The organism is Pleionea litopenaei, assembly GCF_031198435.1.
GTDB classification, from domain to species: Bacteria; Pseudomonadota; Gammaproteobacteria; order Enterobacterales; family Kangiellaceae; genus Pleionea; species Pleionea litopenaei.
In genome coordinates, this window is the sequence record NZ_CP133548.1 from 2,657,072 (window position 1) to 2,676,395 (window position 19,324).

Consider the following 19,324-nt stretch of genomic DNA (forward strand, 5'->3'; position numbering starts at 1 on the left):
AAAATTATATTATGAAAAGTCGTCGGGAATTTTAGCGAGGCGATAATTCTGGTTATTGATCCAAAGCTTAAACTGCTCTAACCATTGTTCTGCTGCTTCTTTATCTTTTTCAGTGAGCATGGACTTAAGATCGATGAGGGAACTTTGGGCATTCTTTTTCACGTTCTTGGCGACGGGGCTAGCATTTTCAGCCGCTAGGGTAAACCAAACAGACGCCATCATCTTACTCTCTTTCACACCTGTGCCACGATAATAGAGTACCCCCAAGTTATACTGTGCACCGGCATGATTACGAATGGCCGCTTGAAAATAATAATCGACAGCTTTGGGTAGATTTTGACGAACCGAAGTATCAGCTGGAGGAGATAGATACAGATTACCGAGCAAGAATTGTGCATTAGGATCACCAAGCTCAGCTTGGTGCTTTAAATGCCCCAGCTGAGTAAAGTAGATGGACGTCCCCCCTTGCCGATAACTACTGTTACCAGCATAAGCGAAAGTACCAAGTACTAAGCATAGAATCCCTAATAGTTTACCGGCCATACACCAAGCTTTTCAGCTTAACCTCAATTAACATAACTTACTAATTTAACACGACTTCTACAAAATTAATCGATAATACCTGTATCAATCTATACTATTAATTACTAATCTGTAACAATTGGTACTATTCACACTTGCACTTAAGCCGTTCAAATAGTCTCCTATACGCCAATTTGAACGCCTGTGAGTCTAGTTGAAAATGTTTGAAGTCAGTCGAATACAGAGCAGATATTTTATGGAATTATCCGAATTTCCAATCTTCAAAGACCTAGATAGCGCAATTATCAAAGAGATCAGCCAATTATTGCACTATCGGCAGTTTCCTAAGAAAACCCAAATCGTCGTTGAAGGTGATCCGTCGCACAGCATGTATTTTATATTGGATGGACGAGTCAAAGTATACCTAGACGATGATTCAGGTAAGGAAATCGTGGTAAATATTCACGAAAAAGGTCAATTTTTCGGCGAACTTGGTCTCGTAGAAGGTATTCCAAGAACGGCATCAGTCACCACACTTGAAGATTCAAAATTAGGCATTTTAAACGAACAAGAATTCCGCAAGCTGATGTCGAGCTATCCTGAGTTCTCAATGACTTTAATGCACAATCTGGTTACCAGATTACGAGAAGCCACAGAGACCATAAGAAAACTCGGTTTGATGGATGTTTATCGTCGTATTGTTGTGACCTTCTTGAATATGGCAGAAGAGCACGATGGCAAGTGGATTATTCGAGAAAAATTAACGCAACAAAACATTGCGAGCCGCGTCGGGGCCTCTCGCGAAATGGTTGCACGAATTTTGAAAGACCTAAGAACTGGACAATACATTTCGATGGATGACGGCTATATCGTCATCAATAAAGCTTTACCACACTCTTGGTAAACATCTGACGTTGAGGGCACTACTCGGCTTTCGAGCTTCTCAGGTTTGCCCTCGATTTTAGCTAATCGCTCAACGCCCGATCTTGAGAAGAGCATGACGCGATCAGCAAAGTTCACGCTGATCAGTGGGCTAAGGCAGATACAACTTCACCAAATGAAAAACTTCCCTCAAACATCGGTTTGCCAACAGTGACACCGTATAAATGTTTAAATGAGGGTCCAGATAAACTCAACAAGTCATTCCTACTGTGCACACCACCATGAGCAATTACCGGTAAATCAATACTACTGGCCAATTGCCCAGCCGCCATAAGACTGTGACCATTCACATGACCTTGCTCAGGAATCTCAGTAAACATTAAGGCAGCAACCCCTTCATCCTTTAATGCTTCGACCCATTCAGAAAAACTCATACCAACAGCGGGACAATAGCCGTTCTGCCACAGTTGCGCACGCACGTCCATTCCAACAATAATTCGCTCTCCAAGCTCTACAAGTATCAGTTCAAGCTCGTCTTGCTGGCGTAGTAAGCGTCCACCAACGGTGACCCAATCAGCGCCCGCGTCTAACCAAATTTGAATATCTTCTGAGCTACTCACTCCACCACTGATTTGTAATGCTAATTGTGGGAATTCTCGCTTCAAGCGAGTCACCAAAGATAAATGCTCAGGTTGCCTATTTCGAATCGCATCCACATCAACCACTTGCACTTGTTTTGCGCCTTGTTCTACCAACACGGAAAACACCTCGATGGGATCATCCATAATCACTTTTTGACGTGATGCTTCGTTGTGGGTATGAACGCAGCGCCCAGATCGCACGTCGACTACTGGAATCGCTAACATTGAAGTACCCTTTAAAAATTTTTAGCCCATACGATCAATAATAGACAGTTTTCGACAATTGTCATGCTTGAAATCTTTATATACAACTCTCTTATTTCTTACTATTGATCACTCATAAGTAGAGTGACACAATAGTCAGTTAAATCGACCTTAAGTCTCACTAACCGCTTGAATGAAACGCGCTAACCTCTTGCTAATAGGATTATTATTCAGCCTTTGGGCCAGTGCTCAATGGGCGGTAATCGATCATATTTACAGCGAGCAGCATCAGGTTTCTGGCGTTTGTGATTGGTGCTTTAATCATAATAAGTCGAGTGACGATTATTTAGTTTCATCGCACATTACGTCGGTTGCAAAGAATGCTATTGCTCCGCCAGTGCCTACCCAATATGAGAGCTATGAAAGCTCCCTAAATTACACACTTCCTGCGATTCGTGCGCCACCTTTAAGTTAAGAAATATCCGTTCTATTTCAATGAGATTTGAGCATTAGCTCAAACTGTATTTATTTCTTACTAATAAGGGTGCGAAATGTATTTTCGACGATTTTTGTTAGGCGGACTCATCGCCTCTAGCACTGGCATTTATGCCGCAGAATTCAATGGCCAATTGGTCAATCATGCTCAAAAGCCAATCATCAACGCTCAAATTTTGGTGCGTGGAGAGTCGCTACAAACACGCAGTGATGAACAAGGTAACTTTACTTTGGACTTGCCCGAAGGTGAATACACACTAGACATTAAAGCTGGCTCGCAAGGTCATTTTCATCAAACCATTCGTATTTCTGACGATCAACAACGTGTGATTGTTCATATCGACGAAAATCATGATAAGAAGATAGTGATTACCGCCAATCCACTCGAGCACACTCGACTGGATATGGCGACTCCAGCGGTTGTACTGTCAGGTGATGAGCTGGTATTAAAACGCTCAGCGAACCTTGGCGAAATGTTACAACTTCAACCTGGAATGAGTGTGTCTTCTTTTGGTCCCGCTGTTTCACGTCCTGTCATTCGCGGCTTGTCGGGTGCAAGAGTACTTATGACAGTGAATCAAATGACCTTACAAGATGCCTCAACAACCTCAGCTGATCACGATGTCTCGGTCGAACCATTGCTTGCCGATCAAATTGAAGTTCTCAAAGGCCCGGCAACGCTTCTTTATGGAAGTGGGGCAATAGGCGGTGTGGTCAATGTCACAGATAAAAAAATCAATCCTCAAGGCAGTACCGGATTAACGGGCGGAGCCGAGTTACGACTCGGAGACTCAACCACCGAAGAGCGTTCAATGGTCGCAACACTGAACGGCGGTAACGCTGGTTTTGCCTGGCATTTAGATGCATTCTCCACCGAATACTCCGATGCCAAGATTCCTGGACATGCTGAGTCGAAGTATTTGCTTGAAGCCGAGGGTCACAGCGAAGAAGAAGAGGAACATGAGGGTACATTAGAAAACAGTGCTTCAGATTCGAACGGCGGTAGTCTAGGCACTACTTGGAACGATGACTGGGGCTACTTTGGACTTAGCGTTAATCGCATCAATAAAACCTACGGCGTTCCCGGCCATGCGGAACATGATGAAGACCCAGTTCCTGCTCCCGCTCCAGGAGAGGAACATGAAGAGGGCGTGGCCATTGATTTAGAGCAAACTCGTTTCGATATTCAAAGCGAACTTTACCAACCGTTTCAATCGATTGACCGATGGTTTTTTGGCGCGTCGCACACTGACTATCAACACGTTGAGCTAGAGGGCGAAGAGATCGGTACTCTATTTGAAAATAAAGCGTCTGAATTTCGAAGCTACGTTACCCATAAACCAGCCGATGGCTGGGAAGGTATTATAGGTGCACAATATTCTAATCGTGATTTTTCTGCGCTTGGCGATGAGGCCTTTGTCCCTCCTTCTAAAACGCAAGTATCTTCTTTATTTTGGGTTGAAGAAAAAAGTTTTGATCAACTAAAAATTGAATTAGGTATTCGTGCTGAATCACAACGCACTCAAGTTGAAGGTTTTGAAACGCGAACAAAAACCGGTGTTAGTTTTTCGAGTGGATTCGTTTACACACTTTCTAGTGGAGACAAATTGGCCGTCAACTTTGCACACGCAGAGCGACATCCATCGGTCGAAGAAGGCTATTCTTTTGGAGAACATGCCGCAACACAAACCTTCGAAATTGGTAATCCTAATCTACGTAAAGAAACCTCAAACAACCTCGATGTCTCTTATCGATTTGAAACAGAGCATTTAACCGGCGAAATAAACGGTTATTGGAATCAATTTGATGGTTTTATCTATGGCGCTTATGAGGATAATATCGGAGCAGTGCTAGATCTTCATGGACAAATCGTATTCATTGATCCTGATCTTCCAGTAGTGCATTACACTCAACAAGATGCAGCCATAAAAGGCGTTGAAATCCAAGTAAAAACACCGCTTATCAGTGAGCAAGGTTACGGACTGAATTTGGGTGTTGTTGCCGATTTTATTGAAGCAGAACTTGACTCAGGAGCCTATCTACCGAGAATTCCTCCTCTTAAATACGGGTTAACACTAAGTTATGACTACGATGCACTACTCGCTGACTTAAGCTGGATTCACTACGATGATCAACGAAAAACATCGAGCAATGAATTGCCGACCGACGGATTTAATTTGCTCGAACTTGAGTTAGCTTATCGAATGACTTCGGCTGATTCAGATATATTGTGGTTTTTACGTGGCAAGAACCTACTTGATGAAGAAGCAAGAGATCATTCATCGTTTCTGAAAGATCTCGCGCCAAGAGCCGGCCGTAGTTGGACAGCTGGCATTCGTTATCAATTCTAGATTAGATCTTCTCAGCGACTTCGCGCTTTCGCCGAAGTCGCTTGACTAAACTATCTGCGATATACACAGCTAGAGCTAACCAAATCAAACCAAAAGTAATTGCTTTATCAAAATTAAACGGTTCTTGATAAACCACAATTGCCAACACAAAAGTCATGGTTGGTGCGATAAACTGCAAGAATCCAATTGTAAATAGGGGCAATCGCCTTGCTCCTATCGCAAATAAGATCAGTGGCGTAGCAGTAATAACCCCACCGGCTAAAAGCGTTATATCGGTTTGCCAATTAGTCGCCAAAAAGCTCGCAGTACCTTGCCATAAGCCAAAACCGATAAATAGCGCCGCAACTGGAAAAGCAATTAACGTTTCTACTAATAGCCCATTCAATGCATCAACAGGCGTTTGTTTTCGCACTAAACCATACAAAGCAAAGGTAAGCGCAAGGGCCAAAGATAACCAAGGAACCTGCCCTAGTTTTATAACTTGATAACTCACAGCCATCGCGGCTATTGCAACCGCAATCCACTGCCAACGGGTCATCGTTTCTTTCAACAATACAACACCCAACAGAACCGACAAAAGAGGATTAATAAAGTAACCAAGGCTGGTATCTAATACTCGCTCATTCACGACTGCCCAAGTAAATATAAACCAGTTGTTTGAAACCAATAACGTGCTTGCAACGAGTGCCCAAAAAATTTTTCTATTTTGCCAAATGGCTTTAATCGCGATCGGTTGCCGGAGTATCCACATGAATAAAATAACGGTTGGAACACACCAAGCGATGCGATGCATTAAAATTTCTAGTGCTGCTACATGGTGAAGTGCCTTGAAATAAATAGGCACCAATCCCCACCAAATATAGGCCAGTGATGCGGCAAGGTATCCTTGCTGTTGAGGCGTCGTGATCATTGTTTTTTATTAACCAATTAAGTAGGTACCTGTGCCCAAAGCAATAAGCGTATTTTCTTCGTTGTGTAACTCCATTCTCACTACCGCGACCTTATTGCCTGTACGCAAGATTTTCGCCGTCGTTTCAAATCGCTTTCCGCGACCCGGGCGTACATAATCTATTCGTAAATCAATGGTGCCTAGTCGTGAGAGTTTATCGAGTAATTCTTCTGGGTGGCTTTCTGGATTTTTTTGCATCAAACCAAGCGCTGCCATTGTTCCTCCCGCTACATCAATGGCGCTAGCAATAACACCTCCGTGTAGAATACCTTGAATATAGTTGCCAACCAACTCTGGCTTATTATCAAAATGAACTTTACAGCAATCTCGATCCAGCTGATCAAACTCAAGTCCGAGTAGTTTATTAAATGGGACTTTCTGACTGAACGTCTCAGCTAATTGTTCAACTAATTCTGGCTTTGGCATAATGGCTGGCTCAAGGTTACAATGATTTTTTATTGTACCTGAATTCAGATAGCACATGGAAAACTTCAATCCTCCTTTTTGGCTTCGCAGCCCACATATTCAGTCTATTCTTGCCAGTTCTCCTATGCGTAAGTCAGTATTGAGACAACAATCGAGTGAATGGTTAAAGCGTAGTAAAAGCTTATTACTTCAAGGCCATCAAGGCTCTCAGTTGTTGGGATATTGGACAGCGGCTAAAACACCACAGGCTCCATTGGTTATTTTAATTCATGGATGGGAGGGTACTTCGCAGTCAGGTTATTTGTTATCGGTTGCGAATCAATTAGTCAGTGCAGGTTATCAGATATTAAGACTTAACTTACGCGATCATGACGCGTCTCATCATCTTAATCGAGAGTTGTTTCACTCCTGTCGTATTGAAGAAGTCGTTAGTGCGGCTCAAGACGCTCTCAACCGACTAGCACCGACTCAAGCTGCTGTTGTTGGTTTCTCTCTTGGGGGTAACTTTACTATCAGAGTCGCCAATGCGCTGTCTCAAGATAAACGAATCAAACAAGCCATCGCCGTGTGCCCGGTATTGATTCCGCAAGATACAATGCATCGTTTGGAGACTGGTCCTAGAATTTATCATCAATATTTTAAGCGTAAGTGGCTTCGTTCAATTCGCAAAAAGTCCGGTCTATTCCCAGAGGACTTTAAACAGCTAACACCACAACACTTAAAGTCATTAGGCAGTTTAACGGATTATTTTGTCGAGCATCACACGGAGTATCGCTCCACCAATGACTATTTCGAAGGCTACAGCATTCGCCCAGAGAAGTTAGAACGGCTGACCATACCGACGAAGATACTGATGGCGAAAGATGACCCTATCATTAACGCCGAATTACTTCAGCAATTAGAAAAGGTGGCGAGTATTGAGGTCACCTATACGCAACATGGCGGTCACTGCGGGTTTATTCAAAACCGACGTTTTGATAGCTGGGCGGATCGGTTTATCTTAAATTCGCTTCAACAAGCCCTAGTATTTCAATAAAGGCGAACCACTTATCGCTAACTGCTTGACATTTAAATGATTTTTTTCTAACAATCAGGTATCAGCAAGTCTGTGAGCGAATATGAAAAAAATACAACCGCGAAAAGGCAAGTTAAAAAAGCGACAAAAGAAAACCCGAGCTCGGATCTCGACTGAGCTTGGCATTAGGAGTGCGTTGCCTAGCCAAACCAAAGAAGTTGAACCACTCACGGAAGAATTAAGTCAACCTACCAGTCAAGAGCCTGAAGTCAGCGAGATTGTCGATATTGAAGAGACAGAAGAAGACGACCGTAATAAGTCTGCTTCTTTAAATGTCGAAGGTCACGAAGAAGCGCTCGAACCAGAAGCTAGCCAACAACAAGACGAGCTTGCTGGAACAGCAGAAAATGCCCCTCAGGTTCGTAATATAACCGCCGAAGACGAAAAACCAGAAGAGGATGAATCTGAGATCGATGTATCTGCGGCTCAAAACACCTTAAATGAAGATGAGATCGATGATTCTGAGGTTCATGATAGGTTAGATGAAGAAGAACCTTCAGCTGAGCATGAAGAGCCATCAGCCCATGAAGAGCCATCAGCGCTTCAAGAACAACCTTCAGCTGATCAAGAAGAGCCTTCAGCCAATGAAGAGTACACTTCAGCCGATCAAGAACATCCCTCAGCGCATGAAGAGCAATCCTCAGCTGATGAAGAGCCCTCAGCGCCTCAAGAACAACTCTCAGCCCATGAAGAAGTGCCCGCAGCGCATGAAGAGCAACCCTCGGATGATGAAGAGCCCTCAGCGCCTCAAGAACAACTCTCAGCCCATGAAGAAGTGCCCGCAGCGCATGAAGAGCAACCCTCGGATGATGAAGAGCCCTCAGCCAATGAAGAGTACACTTCAGCCGAGCAAGAGCCTTCAGCCGATGAAGAGCAACCCTTAGCTGAGCAAGAGCCTTCAGCTGATCAAGAAGAGCCCTCAGCTGATCAAGAAGAGCCCTCAGCGCATAAAGAGTACCCCTCAGCTGAGCAAGAAGAGCCCTCAGCGCATGAAGAGCCTTCAGCACACGAAGAGCAATCCTCAGCCGATCAAGAACATCCCTCAGCCAATGAAGAGTACACTTCAGCCGATCAAGAACAACCCTTAGCTGAACAAGAGCCTTCAGCGCTTCAAGAACAACCTTCAGCCGATGAAGAACAGCTTTCAGCTGATGAAGAAGAGCCCTCAGCGCATGAAGAGCAACCCTCAGCTGATGAAGAGCCCTCAGCGCTTCAAGAACAACCTTCAGCTAGTGAAGAGCACCCCTCAGCTGAGCAAGAGCCTTCAGCTCAAGAACAACCCTTAGCTGAACAAGAGCCCGCAGCGCATAAAGAAGAGCCTTCAGCGCATGAAGAACAACCCTTGGTCGAAGAAGAACCTTCAAATGTAGAACCCGACAATGTTGAGCCGGAATCTACACATGAAACCTCTGAGAAACTTAAAAACGATCCGATCGATTCGTCGAGCGAAAAGCCTGGCGACGTTAATGAGCTGGATGAAACGAAAGAATTAGACGCTTCGGGTGAATCCAACCAGACATCACAAAGTGTTACCGTATCAAAAGAAGCAACCAGTGAAGCAAAAGAATCGGTAAAACTTGAGACGAGTGTTCAACCAGAGCAACCAGCCCAACTGGACGACTCTAATACTACTCAAAGAACAGCAAAGCGAAGTCATACTGAAGAAGCTGAAGGTCCAACAGCTAGTGAAAAACTGAAAGAGTTTTTGGTCAAAGTTGATAATGGAGTACGCTACTTCATTCAATGTTATAAAGAAGATAAAAAAGGTGCGATTGCTTGGTGGTGGAAAACCAATAGTCAAAATGAACAACTAAAACTCGCCATCGAAGATCTTTCATCGAAAATGAATGATGAGAATTTTACTTTAGACAAGATATGGCTAGTACTTTCTGACTTTACGCTTAAACCTGAAGACGTGAGTAAGTTAAAGTGGTTTGAAGAGGTTCACCATAAAATCCTTCAATTAACCATGCAATTTAAAACGGGAAAGACACCCGATAGAATCGCGCTACAGAAATTACAAAATCAACTGCGTTTTATCGCTAATTCGGAAGATTTCTGTCAAAAATTCGGCTTGGAAAAGGCTAGAAAAGAGGTATTCAGAATGTATAAAGATTTAACCAATGTGCTCAATGACTTGAAGAAGCTCGAGCGCGAAAAATTAGCCATTAAAGAAAATGAACAAAAGATTGAAGCCAAGCGACTAGCGAAAGAAAAAGCCGAAGCAGAGTTGCAAAAAGAGAAAGCCGAGCTTATTAAGCAGAAAGAGTCACGTTTAAGAGCCCAAGAAGAGAAGAAAAAGGCCATTGCATTTAAACAAGCGCAAGAAGCCGAGAAAATTAAAGAAGAGAAACTATCGGAGCTTCGCGCTCATGAAGCAGAAAAACAACGCCAACTGCAATTGCAGAGCTCTTTTGTCGATATGCAAGTACAAGATCGCTTAGCATTAATGTCAGTCAAAGAGCTTGCCGTTATGTTAAGTGGTCGAGTTTTGCAGAGTGAGTTAACCGACGAAGATAAGAAAATGATCAACGACTTGAAAACTAAGTTAGAGCATATCTAGACTAGAATAAAAAAAGGTTCCTTTTCAAAATTCTCTAGCCGAGTCATTGGTGAATTAGTCCTTATTATTGTCGGCGTAACGATTGCACTATGGCTAGAGAATGAACTTGAGAATCTAAAAGATAGAAATATTGAGAAAGATTACATAGAGTCATTCGATGTCGACTGGCATGCTGATATAAAAGAGTTAGAACAAGTTATAGCGTTTAATAAATCTCTCAAATCTAAAGCCGAAACCTTATTTAGCCGAATTCAATCCAACATCATTAGCGATGAAGATCTTCCATCTGAACTATTCATCATAATGAACTATCGCTATTTCACTCCACAAGATTTTACTTTGCAATCGTTGAAAGAATCCGGAGAGTTTCGTTTAATTCAAGATCGAGAGATACGACGAAAAATACTTAGATTACAGCGGCAATATCGCTTTATTAACGAAGCACAAGATAATTATCAACACGCATTAGATAACTATATTGTTCCTCTAATTAATGAAAATATTGATTTAGCACATGGGCGATTGATCACAGTGAACTTCAAAAACGATCATCGACTTTCTAATCTTGTTATGTACACAATCAATGATGTTGAAAGTCGAATAGCTTTGTATCAACATTCGCTCGACTTTTTGAACACTTTAACGTCTAAAACGACGACCAAGTAAGTGGTTAATTTGGAGTTTTTAATAAGACTTCTATCGTTCGGCTTGTTTGGTTTTCGCCGCTTCCGCAACGTCCTGTACTAACAACCGAATAAAAATCGAGGCCATCCGCTGTATAACTATTACAGGTTACTTGGCTACTGCAGTTAATTAAACCTGGTGCACTAAAATTAATCGTTTGATTGTTGCATGCGCCCCCTCCCGTCAGAGGAAAAGCCTGCATAGCTGCCGCTTGAGCGCCGCTTTCGGCAGCGTAAAAAGCACGAATAGAAAGCACTTCTTGCGCGGTAGCTGAGTTAGCCGTTTGCGTCATTTGATATAAAAAAGAAGCCAATAAACCAAGCACAATAATAATAAACAAGGCCATCACCAAAGTCATACCACTTTGCTTACTATAACTTTGTCTATTCAGTATTCGCTGACTGTTATGGAAAGTTTCTAACATGAATTTCATGCTCCACTCGAATTGACTCATCACGTCCAGCGACAATCAATACAGTCTGCAGAATTCCACCACGGCTAAGAGTTCCTGCGTCATAAGTAAATACCGGGATAGCCGTACCATTGCGATCGACGAGCGATAGATTGTCAGCCAAAATTTGCGGCGTTCCCATAGCAGTGGGAGCCGGTTGAGTAACTTGAAAGCCATAGTTTTCATACAGATGTAACTCACTGCCAACAAGACATACGCTAGCCGGTTGAGTGACAAAAAATACGCGACGTTGGGGTGACTGTCGGCTAAAACGAGTATTGCTTATACTGACCTCTGTTAAATTACTTCCTAATTTTGCAAAACTGGTAATTTGAGCGAAATGACCTGAGTTAACGTTATAAACTTCTGAAGAATTAAGAGGAATAACCATCACATAACTGCTGGTGGCATCTAACCCACTAACTCGAGTCTCGGCATCTGCTTCTACCACAGTGAGTGATGTAGAAGGGGCTGTTGTTGGTAAACTCGTGTATTGGGTCGCCGCCACTATCGGTACGTACTCGACACAGGTTTGAGAAGCATTAACGCGAATACTATTGGGCATGGCTTCACGAATTTGGCGCGATAGTTTATCTAACGTCACGCGAGTATTACTCGCCATATCGATGCGCTGCTCGGCTTGCAAGTAACCTTTTGTCGTATCAGTAAAAATAGTTGTTAAAGAAACAGCCAATACCGTAACAATGGTAATAACAACGATCAGTTCGACCAGTGTGAACCCTTTCGAGAATTTTAAGAAGGTGCGTTTGGCCATCAGAAATTCGTTTTATACGCTGAAAAATTAAATATTGAGCCATTACTTCGTTGAACGGCAACATCAATTCGCTTGGCTTCATTATTTGCAAGACCGAGACTGGCACCGTCGTAACTAACCGTTATACTCACAGAATAATTAGCATATTCCGTTTTCGCATTGCCCAACGCATTCACTGGCGATTCAGTTAATCCGTTAAAGTCATCCACATCATCAAAGTTCGGTCGTGCTTCGCCATCACTTTGTAACGAGGTAGAGCAGGCCGCTGCTGTTCCATCGCCACATCGTTGTGTCGATCCATTGATGGAGTTCTCATCAAACCGTTTTCCTAATATTTCTTCTAAATACGCTTGACCGATTTCTGCGGCTCGCAGGTCAACGATAGGTGAAGAGGCTTGCGTCACTGCAGGATTAAAGACGACAACCAAAGTAGTAAAGGCTACCGCCAATACTGCAATAGTCACAATGATTTCTATCAATGTAAAACCTAGCTGGGCTTTAAATTTTACTGCATTCAACATAGCCGCGCGTACCCAGTTGATTCAACACAAACCGCAAAACCTGGGTTTGGTGAAAAGTCGATTTGTCCTGCAGTGGTGCTGCCCAAGGAATTGTATGTCAATGCTATATCTGAGACGGTAACCGCATTGCCAAGAGATTTCGGGTAATTATTTAGCGCACTGCCATCTTGAGCAACACTGAGTTGATTACTATTGATGGTTACAGAAGCTAGTTTCTCTGTGTTGTTCATTGCAAGCTGTTGCGCGAAACGTAATTCGCCAATGATTTGACTAGCCAACGCTCTCGCCTCAATCGTATCTTCATTAGTAAAGCGCGGAGCGGCAACCGCTATGAGAATGCCTATCACTGTAATAACAACTAACAGCTCTACTAACGAAAAAGCCGCCTGTTTTACGGGCGGCTTTCGCATGATCATCATATGAAATAACAATGTCTTAATGTCACACGTCAATCACGAAGCAATTATTAACAACCGCTGGTATCGGTTACAACAATTGAAGGTACATCACCCGCTTGAGCGATACCTGACGCATCATACGTTAAGTAGCAACCGTCGCTTGCTACGTCACCATCGTCATTCAAATCGATACCGAAAATACCTGGCGTCGTATTGTCTTCTTTAACATCACCGGTCAGGTCTAAGGTATTACCAATTTCAGCATTGGTTGGGTAACCGAACGACGTTGCAACCGTGGTATTTGCATCAAGAACAACAGAACCAGGGTTTTGCGACTCTTGGCCTTGAATAAGTGATTTTGCATAAACTAAACTCGATGCACTTCGTACAGAAGCTTCAACACCGCCAAGCACTGAAATACGCGCATCAGTCGAGAAATTAACAAACTTAGGAGCAGCAACTGCAGCCAAAATACCAATAATAGTAATAACAACTATCAATTCAATAAGGGTAAAACCATTTGCACCCGATTTCATGGATTCCTCCAAAAATAATAAAATTAAACTTCAATAACCGATACGAGCTTTGTGAGTTCACATCAATCAAATACGTGCGTTGCGAGTGGTCGTCCTTTCCGGCGCAATCTTCCTAAGAAAATTAGCAGAGATTGTCTCATTTAGCAAAGTAATATGCAATAAAATGCCTCATTTTCAGGAAGTTATCCGCACAAATTGAAGCTTTTTTTAGCATTAACGCTGATCTTCGACATTCAGCTGCACAGTCCCTCTCGCTGGGTTATAAACGATCGCCATATCAGGGTACTGGATAGATCGAAAAACGCAGTTGCCGGACACGGCTATCGTCGTAAAGATACCGCTAGAATTAGGCGCTAACATGGGCGACATAGCCCCAACCATTGAATACCAAATTGACTCACAATCAACAGGCGTAACATCTAAGCCAAGCGTTATTGCATCATGGTTAACACCAATTGGAAAACCAAAGCGATTAAAGTCTAACTCTCCGGCACCTAAATCCAACACATTCAAGGCAGCGCCTTTATGCTTGGCGCTGTGGTATTTTAAATGACTGTAGATGACGGTTTGCTGAAACGCAGACGTTGTCATCGATAACATTTTCAAATGTCGTTTGCGCGACTCTTCAACATCAGGAAACTGCCGAATCGCAACCACAATGATCGAAAATAAAATAAAAACCAATAACCAGCCGATGAGGCTCGAGCGACGATTGAGCATTTTATAACGCAGTCGCCGCCAGTTCCCACAAGGGTAAAAATACGCCAAGTGCCAATAAAAGAACTAGAGCTCCAACAATAATAATCATAACAGGCTCAATGTAGTCACCAATTTTCTTAACATCGTAGTCAACTTCTCGTTCATAAAAATCGGCGACCTCTTCCATCATGTTATCAATCTGTCCGGTATCTTCGCCGACCTGCAACATTTGCATCGTTAGCGATGAAAACATTTTGGTACGAAACGCTGCAGAAGTAATGCTTTCTCCGCGTTCAACCGCTGAACGCATGTCTAACACATGTCCACCGACAAATTTATTATCGACTACCATAGCGACGACATTGAGTCCGTGAGTTACCGAAACTCCCGATCGAGACAGCATTGCAAAGGCTCGCGCGAAACGAGCCAACAAGGACCGATAAATAATACTGCCAAAAATTGGCATTTTTAATTTTAGCTTGTCCCACTTAAGGCGGCCGATATCTGTTTCAATGTAATTTAAAAAGCTCACAACTATAGTCGCTGTTACGCCGATCACCAGCCACCAATAATCGATGAAAAAATCAGACGTGCCAATGAGCATACGAGTTATCAAAGGCAATTGCTCAGAAGACAATTTGCTAAATAGGGCCGATAGCTGAGGGATGACAAACCAATTGATCCCGAAAAAAGCTAACACCAAGATAGAAAATACAACCGTTGGATATCGCATCGCTGATTTAACACGATTTCTATTTTCTTCTTCCAACTCTAGATAACTCGAAAGTCGCAAAAATGCCTCTTCTAAATTCCCAGAATTTTCACCGACGTGAACAAGACTGACATAAAAGGAATTAAATATATTCGGGTGCTTTGAAAAGCAACTCGCCAAATCATTACCCGAGGTCAATCCCTCGAGTATATCTTTCAAGGCTTCCCGCAGCGGTGGACTGTGCGAAGTTTCAATCAAGCCGACGATACTTCGATTTAACGGAACACCGGCCTTCGTTAAGCTGTACATCTGACGAGAAAACATAACGAGTTCAGATGTTTTTACATGACGAGGTTTAAAAACATCGGCAAGGGTTTCAAAAAGACTTGGCGCTTTTTCTACTTGTTCTTTTATTTCAACAGGAACTAGCCCCTGGCCTTGTAACCTTGAAGCCAAGGCTTCTTTAGAGACCGCTTCTAATGCTCCGCTAACAGCATCGCCGTTTTCTTTACGAGCTCGATATTCGAAAACAGCCATCGTTATTCAGCCTCCGAAGCCGTTGACGCTTCATCGATGCTGGGTAATAGATCCGTTTGCTCTACGGTCTCACCTATTCGATAGACTTCTTCAAGAGAAGTGGCACCTTCAGCGGCAAGCGCAAGTACGCTGTCGAGTAGTGGTGTATAGAACTCTGATTTCTGAGCATGCTGAGTAAATTCATCGATATTATGTCGACGTAGAGCACTGAGCATTGCATCATCAAGAACCAACATTTCGTGGATAGCGACTCGTCCTCGATAACCGGTATTGTTACATTGAGAGCATCCACTACCTTTCTTAAACTCGAGCTCTTGATACTTATGATGACCTAACGTCGCAAGCCAATTTTTATCTTGAGCATCTAACTTATGTGGTTGCGAACAGTAAGCACAATTTCTCTTTACTAATCTTTGAGCGACGATTCCGCGCAGAGCGCTTGCGACTAAATAGGGTTCAGCACCCATGTCCGCTAAACGAAGAGCTGACGAAATAGAGTCATTGGTGTGCAACGTAGACAACACAAGGTGCCCCGTCATAGCGGCGCGTAAACCAATCTCTGCAGTCTCTTGATCGCGCATTTCTCCAATCAGTACAATATCGGGATCTTGTCGCAAAACAGCGCGCAGTACCTTAGCAAAATCCAATCCAATTTTATTGTTCACCTGTACCTGATTCACTCGAGACAGATAATATTCAACCGGATCTTCAATCGTAATAATTTTTCTTTCAGAAGAGTTTAATTCAGACAACGCAGAATAGAGCGTTGTCGTTTTACCCGAGCCAGTAGGGCCGGTTACTAAAATCATTCCATGCTGTGAGCGTAGCAATTGTTTAAATTGGCTTAGCAATTTAGGCGCCATACCCATGGCATCCATTTTTATAATTCCGCTGGTTTGATCAAGCAGTCGCATAACCACAGACTCGCCAAATTGCACGGGCATGGTCGAAAGTCGAACGTCAACATTGTGTCCGCGTACTTTAATATTAAAGCGCCCATCTTGCGGTTTGCGTTTCTCTGAAATATCAAGCCCGCACATAAGCTTTAACCTAAGTACTAGGGCCGGTGCGATTCGTTTCTCTTTCATCACCTGCTCTTGTAGACTTCCATCGACTCGCAAGCGAATTCGTAATACATCTTGATCAGGTTCAATATGAATATCCGACGCTTGTAACTGAACGGCTTCTTCAAATACGCTTTGCAACAGTTTAGCGACAGGTGCTTCATCCGATTCTGTAGTATCGCCTAAACCAGGTAACTCAAACTCTTCGGTTCCCAATTCATCTTGCAGTTCTTCAGCAAGCGAACTAATCTCACTGGTTTTACGATAAAAGAGATCAATATTTCTAATAATATCGGCTTCTTTGGCAACCGTAACTTCAACCGTCTTTCCGAGTATTTGCTGAACTTGGTCAAACCGATCAAGATCCGTTGGATCGGCCATAGCAATTAAATAATAATTTTCCTTTTCGTCTAAAACTAGGGTTCGAAAGCGCCGAGCTTGCATTTCGCTCAAACGCTTAACCGAATCTTGATTGACCTTAAAATTGGGTAAGTCAATGTACTTAATTTCCAATTGCTGAGCTAAAAACCGCAGCAGTTGTTCTTCTCCAACATACCCTAAGTTAACGAGTGTTGAACCTAACCGTTGACCTGTTGTCTTTTGCTGCTTAAGTGCATCCATTAGCTGACTCTCAGTAATAACCGAACCTTCAACTAGTAAATCACCTAAACGAATTTTCTTCCGTAGCATTGAGTTAACCTGCTAAGTTATGTATTTTATTGCGAATGTAATTTTTTTGAACGTCTGACAGACGAGAATCTGTAAGTGCTCGCTCTAATGCCCGTCTAGCCGCTTCATTCTGACTCATATTTTCCAGCGAAATACTTAAGCCTATCCACCAATCGCCACGATTTGAATCTTGCACTAAAAGTTTCCGATATTCTTCAATTGCCATGTCGTGCTTATTGCTCTGTTGAAACGCCAACGCTCTCATCAGCAATAGATCATGATGACTACTGTCGATGTTTTCGGTTATTCTAATCACTGTTTGCCAGCGTTTGTTTTTAGCATGTTGTCGTGCAAGCATTAGTTTAAAATGATAGACATTTACTTGTTGCGAAATATTCGACTCTAAAAACTCGACCAATTCTTCCTGTTCATTCAACTCTGACAAAACAAAAGCATAACGCTCAAGTAATCTCACTTCTTTTTGATTACTGGGTATTAACGTTAATAGTTTTTCCTTAGCCAGCTGTAAAAAGCCTTGCCCAATAAGAGAATCAATTTCAACTAACTGGTTTTCTAAATACTGCTGTGACGATACGGATTTAACTGATTTATTGTTAGTGCTTAACGGCTGCACTTTCTCATTACTTGGTACACGAGTTGCGGCAATTATCTTTTCTTGAGAAACTTTATTAGCGTCCTTTTGAGGTTCGACTTCTCGACTGGATCCAGCGCCATGATTTGATTCGTTCTCTATTGTTTGTATCGCTAGTTCATCTTTGTGTTGTTCTTTTCTTGGGTCATTATTATCTCTACCTAAATTCTGAGGTTGAGAAAGTCGAGATGCATTCGAATTGATCTTAGTTACTAATGCATCAGAAATTATTGTTGCTCTTTCGGTCGTATTTTCTGCAGATTCAACTTTATCAATAGTGCTTAAGGTTGGCCCTTTATCGACTTGGTTATTTGTGATTTTACTGTCTCTGCTTTGACTAACTGCGCTTAGACCAACTGTGCTTTCACTATTTGAAATACCTATAGCTTGTGCATTCTTATCAAATGATTGCTCTCCAGATTGATTCGCTTGGCTCCTCCAGTTTTGAGCGTACACGAAAGCTGTAACAGCAACTAAGATGATTACCATCAACAACAATGCAAATGGCGATCTTTTGAAGCGCGTTGTATTTGAATCAACCGTACCTTGATCAAGCAAGAGCTTATTGGTTTGTTTAGATTGCTCTAAATCATTGAGCATTTGGTTTACAACACTCATAATAAAATCCAATATGCGAGTGCGCTGCTACTAAAGAGAACTAACCCTCCGGCAAGAAAGAGGCGCTTAATAAAGCGTAAGTTGCTATTTGCATCCTGGGTATCATTAATGGCACCAAGTACCTCATTAATTCTGACTTTTCTTCTGCCTTTTCCAAACGCTAGCATTAAAGATTTATGAGCAAGTATATTAACTAATCGCGGAATTCCACCGCTCGCATAAAATATTGCAGAGTAGGCTGAACTTGAAAAAAAAGAGTGGCCTTTTTGCGAAGTCGATCGATTTATTCGGTGCTCTATGTATTGTTGAGTTTCAATTCGATTAAAACGGCTGAGCCGGTATTGAAATGCTATTCGCTGCCTTAATTGTCGTAAATGCTTTTGGTTAAGCTTTTCTATCAGTTCCGGTTGTGCAAATAAAACAATCTGAAGCAGTTTGCTAGTCTCCGTTTCTAAATTAGTAAACAGTCTGAGAGCTTCTAACGTTTCATCGGGCATTGTTTGGGCTTCGTCGATGATTAGAACAACCGGTCCATGCTTCTTATTCAACTCTATAAGACGCTTCTGAATTCGCGGTACTAGTTGGTCATCGGTTAAATTTTTGGTTATCCGAATATTTAGCTCACTAGCTAACGCGAGCTTAATTTCTCTCGGATTCAAGACCGGATTGGGAAGGTATGCAATGATTCGCTGTTCAGAAATTTTATTGATCAGCCAGCGGCTAAGCATGGTTTTACCTGTGCCAACTTCACCGCTTACTAAACAAAATGCCTCGCCCGTCGTTAACGCAAAATGAATGGTGTTTAAAGCTTCTTTGTAACTAGGAAGTGAACAAAATAGCTCTGTATCTGGCGTTAACGAAAACGGCAGTTTTCGTAATCCGAAATGATACAGATACATA

General features: G+C 42.5%; 20 protein-coding genes. 6 read left to right on the forward strand and 14 right to left on the reverse strand.

Translation table 11 applies throughout. From position 1 onward, the window contains the following. Positions 1 to 9 precede the first annotated feature (9 nt). Entirely contained in the window at positions 10 to 543 is a 534-nt protein-coding gene (locus Q9312_RS11945; protein ID WP_309201082.1) for a tetratricopeptide repeat protein, read from the reverse strand. A 235-nt stretch (positions 544 to 778) separates the two neighbouring features. Here Q9312_RS11945 and Q9312_RS11950 point away from each other — a divergent pair, with 235 nt between their 5' ends. Then, a complete protein-coding gene (locus Q9312_RS11950) occupies positions 779 to 1,426 on the forward strand; it encodes a Crp/Fnr family transcriptional regulator (protein ID WP_309201083.1) in 648 nt (215 codons plus the stop codon). A gap of 121 nt (positions 1,427 to 1,547) precedes the next feature. Here the strand turns inward: Q9312_RS11950 and Q9312_RS11955 are convergent, their stop codons facing one another. After that, complete coding sequence (locus Q9312_RS11955; protein WP_309201084.1) at positions 1,548 to 2,270, reverse strand: 1-(5-phosphoribosyl)-5-[(5-phosphoribosylamino)methylideneamino]imidazole-4-carboxamide isomerase; 723 nt, start codon at positions 2,268 to 2,270, stop codon at positions 1,548 to 1,550. A gap of 172 nt (positions 2,271 to 2,442) precedes the next feature. On the opposite strand from Q9312_RS11955, the gene Q9312_RS11960 reads away from it, so the two are divergent. Together Q9312_RS11960 and Q9312_RS11965 are read left to right on the forward strand one after the other, a co-directional pair. Continuing rightward, a complete protein-coding gene (locus Q9312_RS11960) occupies positions 2,443 to 2,724 on the forward strand; it encodes a hypothetical protein (protein WP_309201085.1) in 282 nt (93 codons plus the stop codon). 76 nt (positions 2,725 to 2,800) lie between these two features. Beyond that, a complete protein-coding gene (locus Q9312_RS11965; RefSeq protein ID WP_309201086.1) occupies positions 2,801 to 5,095 on the forward strand; it encodes a TonB-dependent receptor domain-containing protein in 2,295 nt (764 codons plus the stop codon). Position 5,096: 1 nt separating this feature from the next. On the opposite strand, the gene rarD is transcribed toward Q9312_RS11965, so the two are convergent. Together rarD and Q9312_RS11975 are read right to left on the reverse strand one after the other, a co-directional pair. Beyond that, positions 5,097 to 6,005: an EamA family transporter RarD gene (rarD, locus tag Q9312_RS11970; protein ID WP_309201087.1), complete on the reverse strand. Its 909-nt coding sequence runs from the start codon at positions 6,003 to 6,005 to the stop codon at positions 5,097 to 5,099. Positions 6,006 to 6,014: 9 nt separating this feature from the next. Further along, positions 6,015 to 6,527 (reverse strand): thioesterase family protein, encoded by a 513-nt coding sequence (locus tag Q9312_RS11975; protein ID WP_353961534.1) that lies wholly within the window; start codon positions 6,525 to 6,527, stop codon positions 6,015 to 6,017. Here Q9312_RS11975 and Q9312_RS11980 point away from each other — a divergent pair. The 3 genes from Q9312_RS11980 to Q9312_RS11990 all read left to right on the forward strand — a co-directional run bounded on the left by Q9312_RS11980 (position 6,526) and on the right by Q9312_RS11990 (position 10,774). Then, a complete protein-coding gene (locus tag Q9312_RS11980; RefSeq protein WP_309201088.1) occupies positions 6,526 to 7,506 on the forward strand; it encodes a YheT family hydrolase in 981 nt (326 codons plus the stop codon). The genes Q9312_RS11975 and Q9312_RS11980 overlap by 2 nt on opposite strands. 82 nt (positions 7,507 to 7,588) lie before the next feature. Further along, the gene (locus tag Q9312_RS11985; protein ID WP_309201089.1) at positions 7,589 to 10,108 is read left to right on the forward strand and encodes a hypothetical protein; all 2,520 of its coding nucleotides are present in this window, start codon (positions 7,589 to 7,591) and stop codon (positions 10,106 to 10,108) included. Positions 10,109 to 10,411: 303 nt separating this feature from the next. Continuing rightward, entirely contained in the window at positions 10,412 to 10,774 is a 363-nt protein-coding gene (locus Q9312_RS11990) for a hypothetical protein (protein ID WP_309201090.1), read from the forward strand. 4 nt (positions 10,775 to 10,778) lie between these two features. Here the strand turns inward: Q9312_RS11990 and Q9312_RS11995 are convergent, their stop codons facing one another. The 10 genes from Q9312_RS11995 to Q9312_RS12040 all read right to left on the reverse strand — a co-directional run bounded on the left by Q9312_RS11995 (position 10,779) and on the right by Q9312_RS12040 (position 19,323). Continuing rightward, entirely contained in the window at positions 10,779 to 11,216 is a 438-nt protein-coding gene (locus Q9312_RS11995) for a PilX N-terminal domain-containing pilus assembly protein (RefSeq protein ID WP_309201091.1), read from the reverse strand. Continuing rightward, positions 11,197 to 12,018 carry a PilW family protein gene (locus tag Q9312_RS12000; RefSeq protein WP_309201092.1) on the reverse strand — a complete coding sequence of 274 codons (822 nt, stop codon included), beginning with the start codon at positions 12,016 to 12,018 and terminating at the stop codon, positions 11,197 to 11,199. Before Q9312_RS12000 ends, Q9312_RS11995 begins: the two co-directional genes overlap by 20 nt. After that, the gene (locus tag Q9312_RS12005) at positions 12,018 to 12,539 is read right to left on the reverse strand and encodes a type IV pilus modification PilV family protein (RefSeq protein ID WP_309201093.1); all 522 of its coding nucleotides are present in this window, start codon (positions 12,537 to 12,539) and stop codon (positions 12,018 to 12,020) included. Before Q9312_RS12005 ends, Q9312_RS12000 begins: the two co-directional genes overlap by 1 nt. Further along, on the reverse strand, positions 12,533 to 12,949 hold the full coding sequence (locus Q9312_RS12010; RefSeq protein WP_309201094.1) for a prepilin-type N-terminal cleavage/methylation domain-containing protein: 417 nt from the start codon (positions 12,947 to 12,949) through the stop codon (positions 12,533 to 12,535). Before Q9312_RS12010 ends, Q9312_RS12005 begins: the two co-directional genes overlap by 7 nt. A 56-nt stretch (positions 12,950 to 13,005) precedes the next feature. Next, entirely contained in the window at positions 13,006 to 13,473 is a 468-nt protein-coding gene (locus Q9312_RS12015; RefSeq protein ID WP_309201095.1) for a pilus assembly FimT family protein, read from the reverse strand. Between the two features lie 213 nt (positions 13,474 to 13,686). After that, entirely contained in the window at positions 13,687 to 14,193 is a 507-nt protein-coding gene (locus tag Q9312_RS12020; RefSeq protein ID WP_309201096.1) for a hypothetical protein, read from the reverse strand. Between the two features lies 1 nt (position 14,194). Further along, entirely contained in the window at positions 14,195 to 15,421 is a 1,227-nt protein-coding gene (locus Q9312_RS12025) for a type II secretion system F family protein (protein WP_309201097.1), read from the reverse strand. A 2-nt stretch (positions 15,422 to 15,423) separates the two neighbouring features. Continuing rightward, a complete protein-coding gene (locus Q9312_RS12030; protein ID WP_309201098.1) occupies positions 15,424 to 17,175 on the reverse strand; it encodes a GspE/PulE family protein in 1,752 nt (583 codons plus the stop codon). 4 nt (positions 17,176 to 17,179) lie between these two features. Further along, positions 17,180 to 18,424 carry a tetratricopeptide repeat protein gene (locus Q9312_RS12035; RefSeq protein ID WP_309201099.1) on the reverse strand — a complete coding sequence of 415 codons (1,245 nt, stop codon included), beginning with the start codon at positions 18,422 to 18,424 and terminating at the stop codon, positions 17,180 to 17,182. Next, entirely contained in the window at positions 18,421 to 19,323 is a 903-nt protein-coding gene (locus tag Q9312_RS12040; RefSeq protein WP_309201100.1) for an ExeA family protein, read from the reverse strand. The genes Q9312_RS12035 and Q9312_RS12040 overlap by 4 nt, the downstream gene beginning before the upstream one ends. Between the last annotated feature and the right edge of the window lies 1 nt (position 19,324).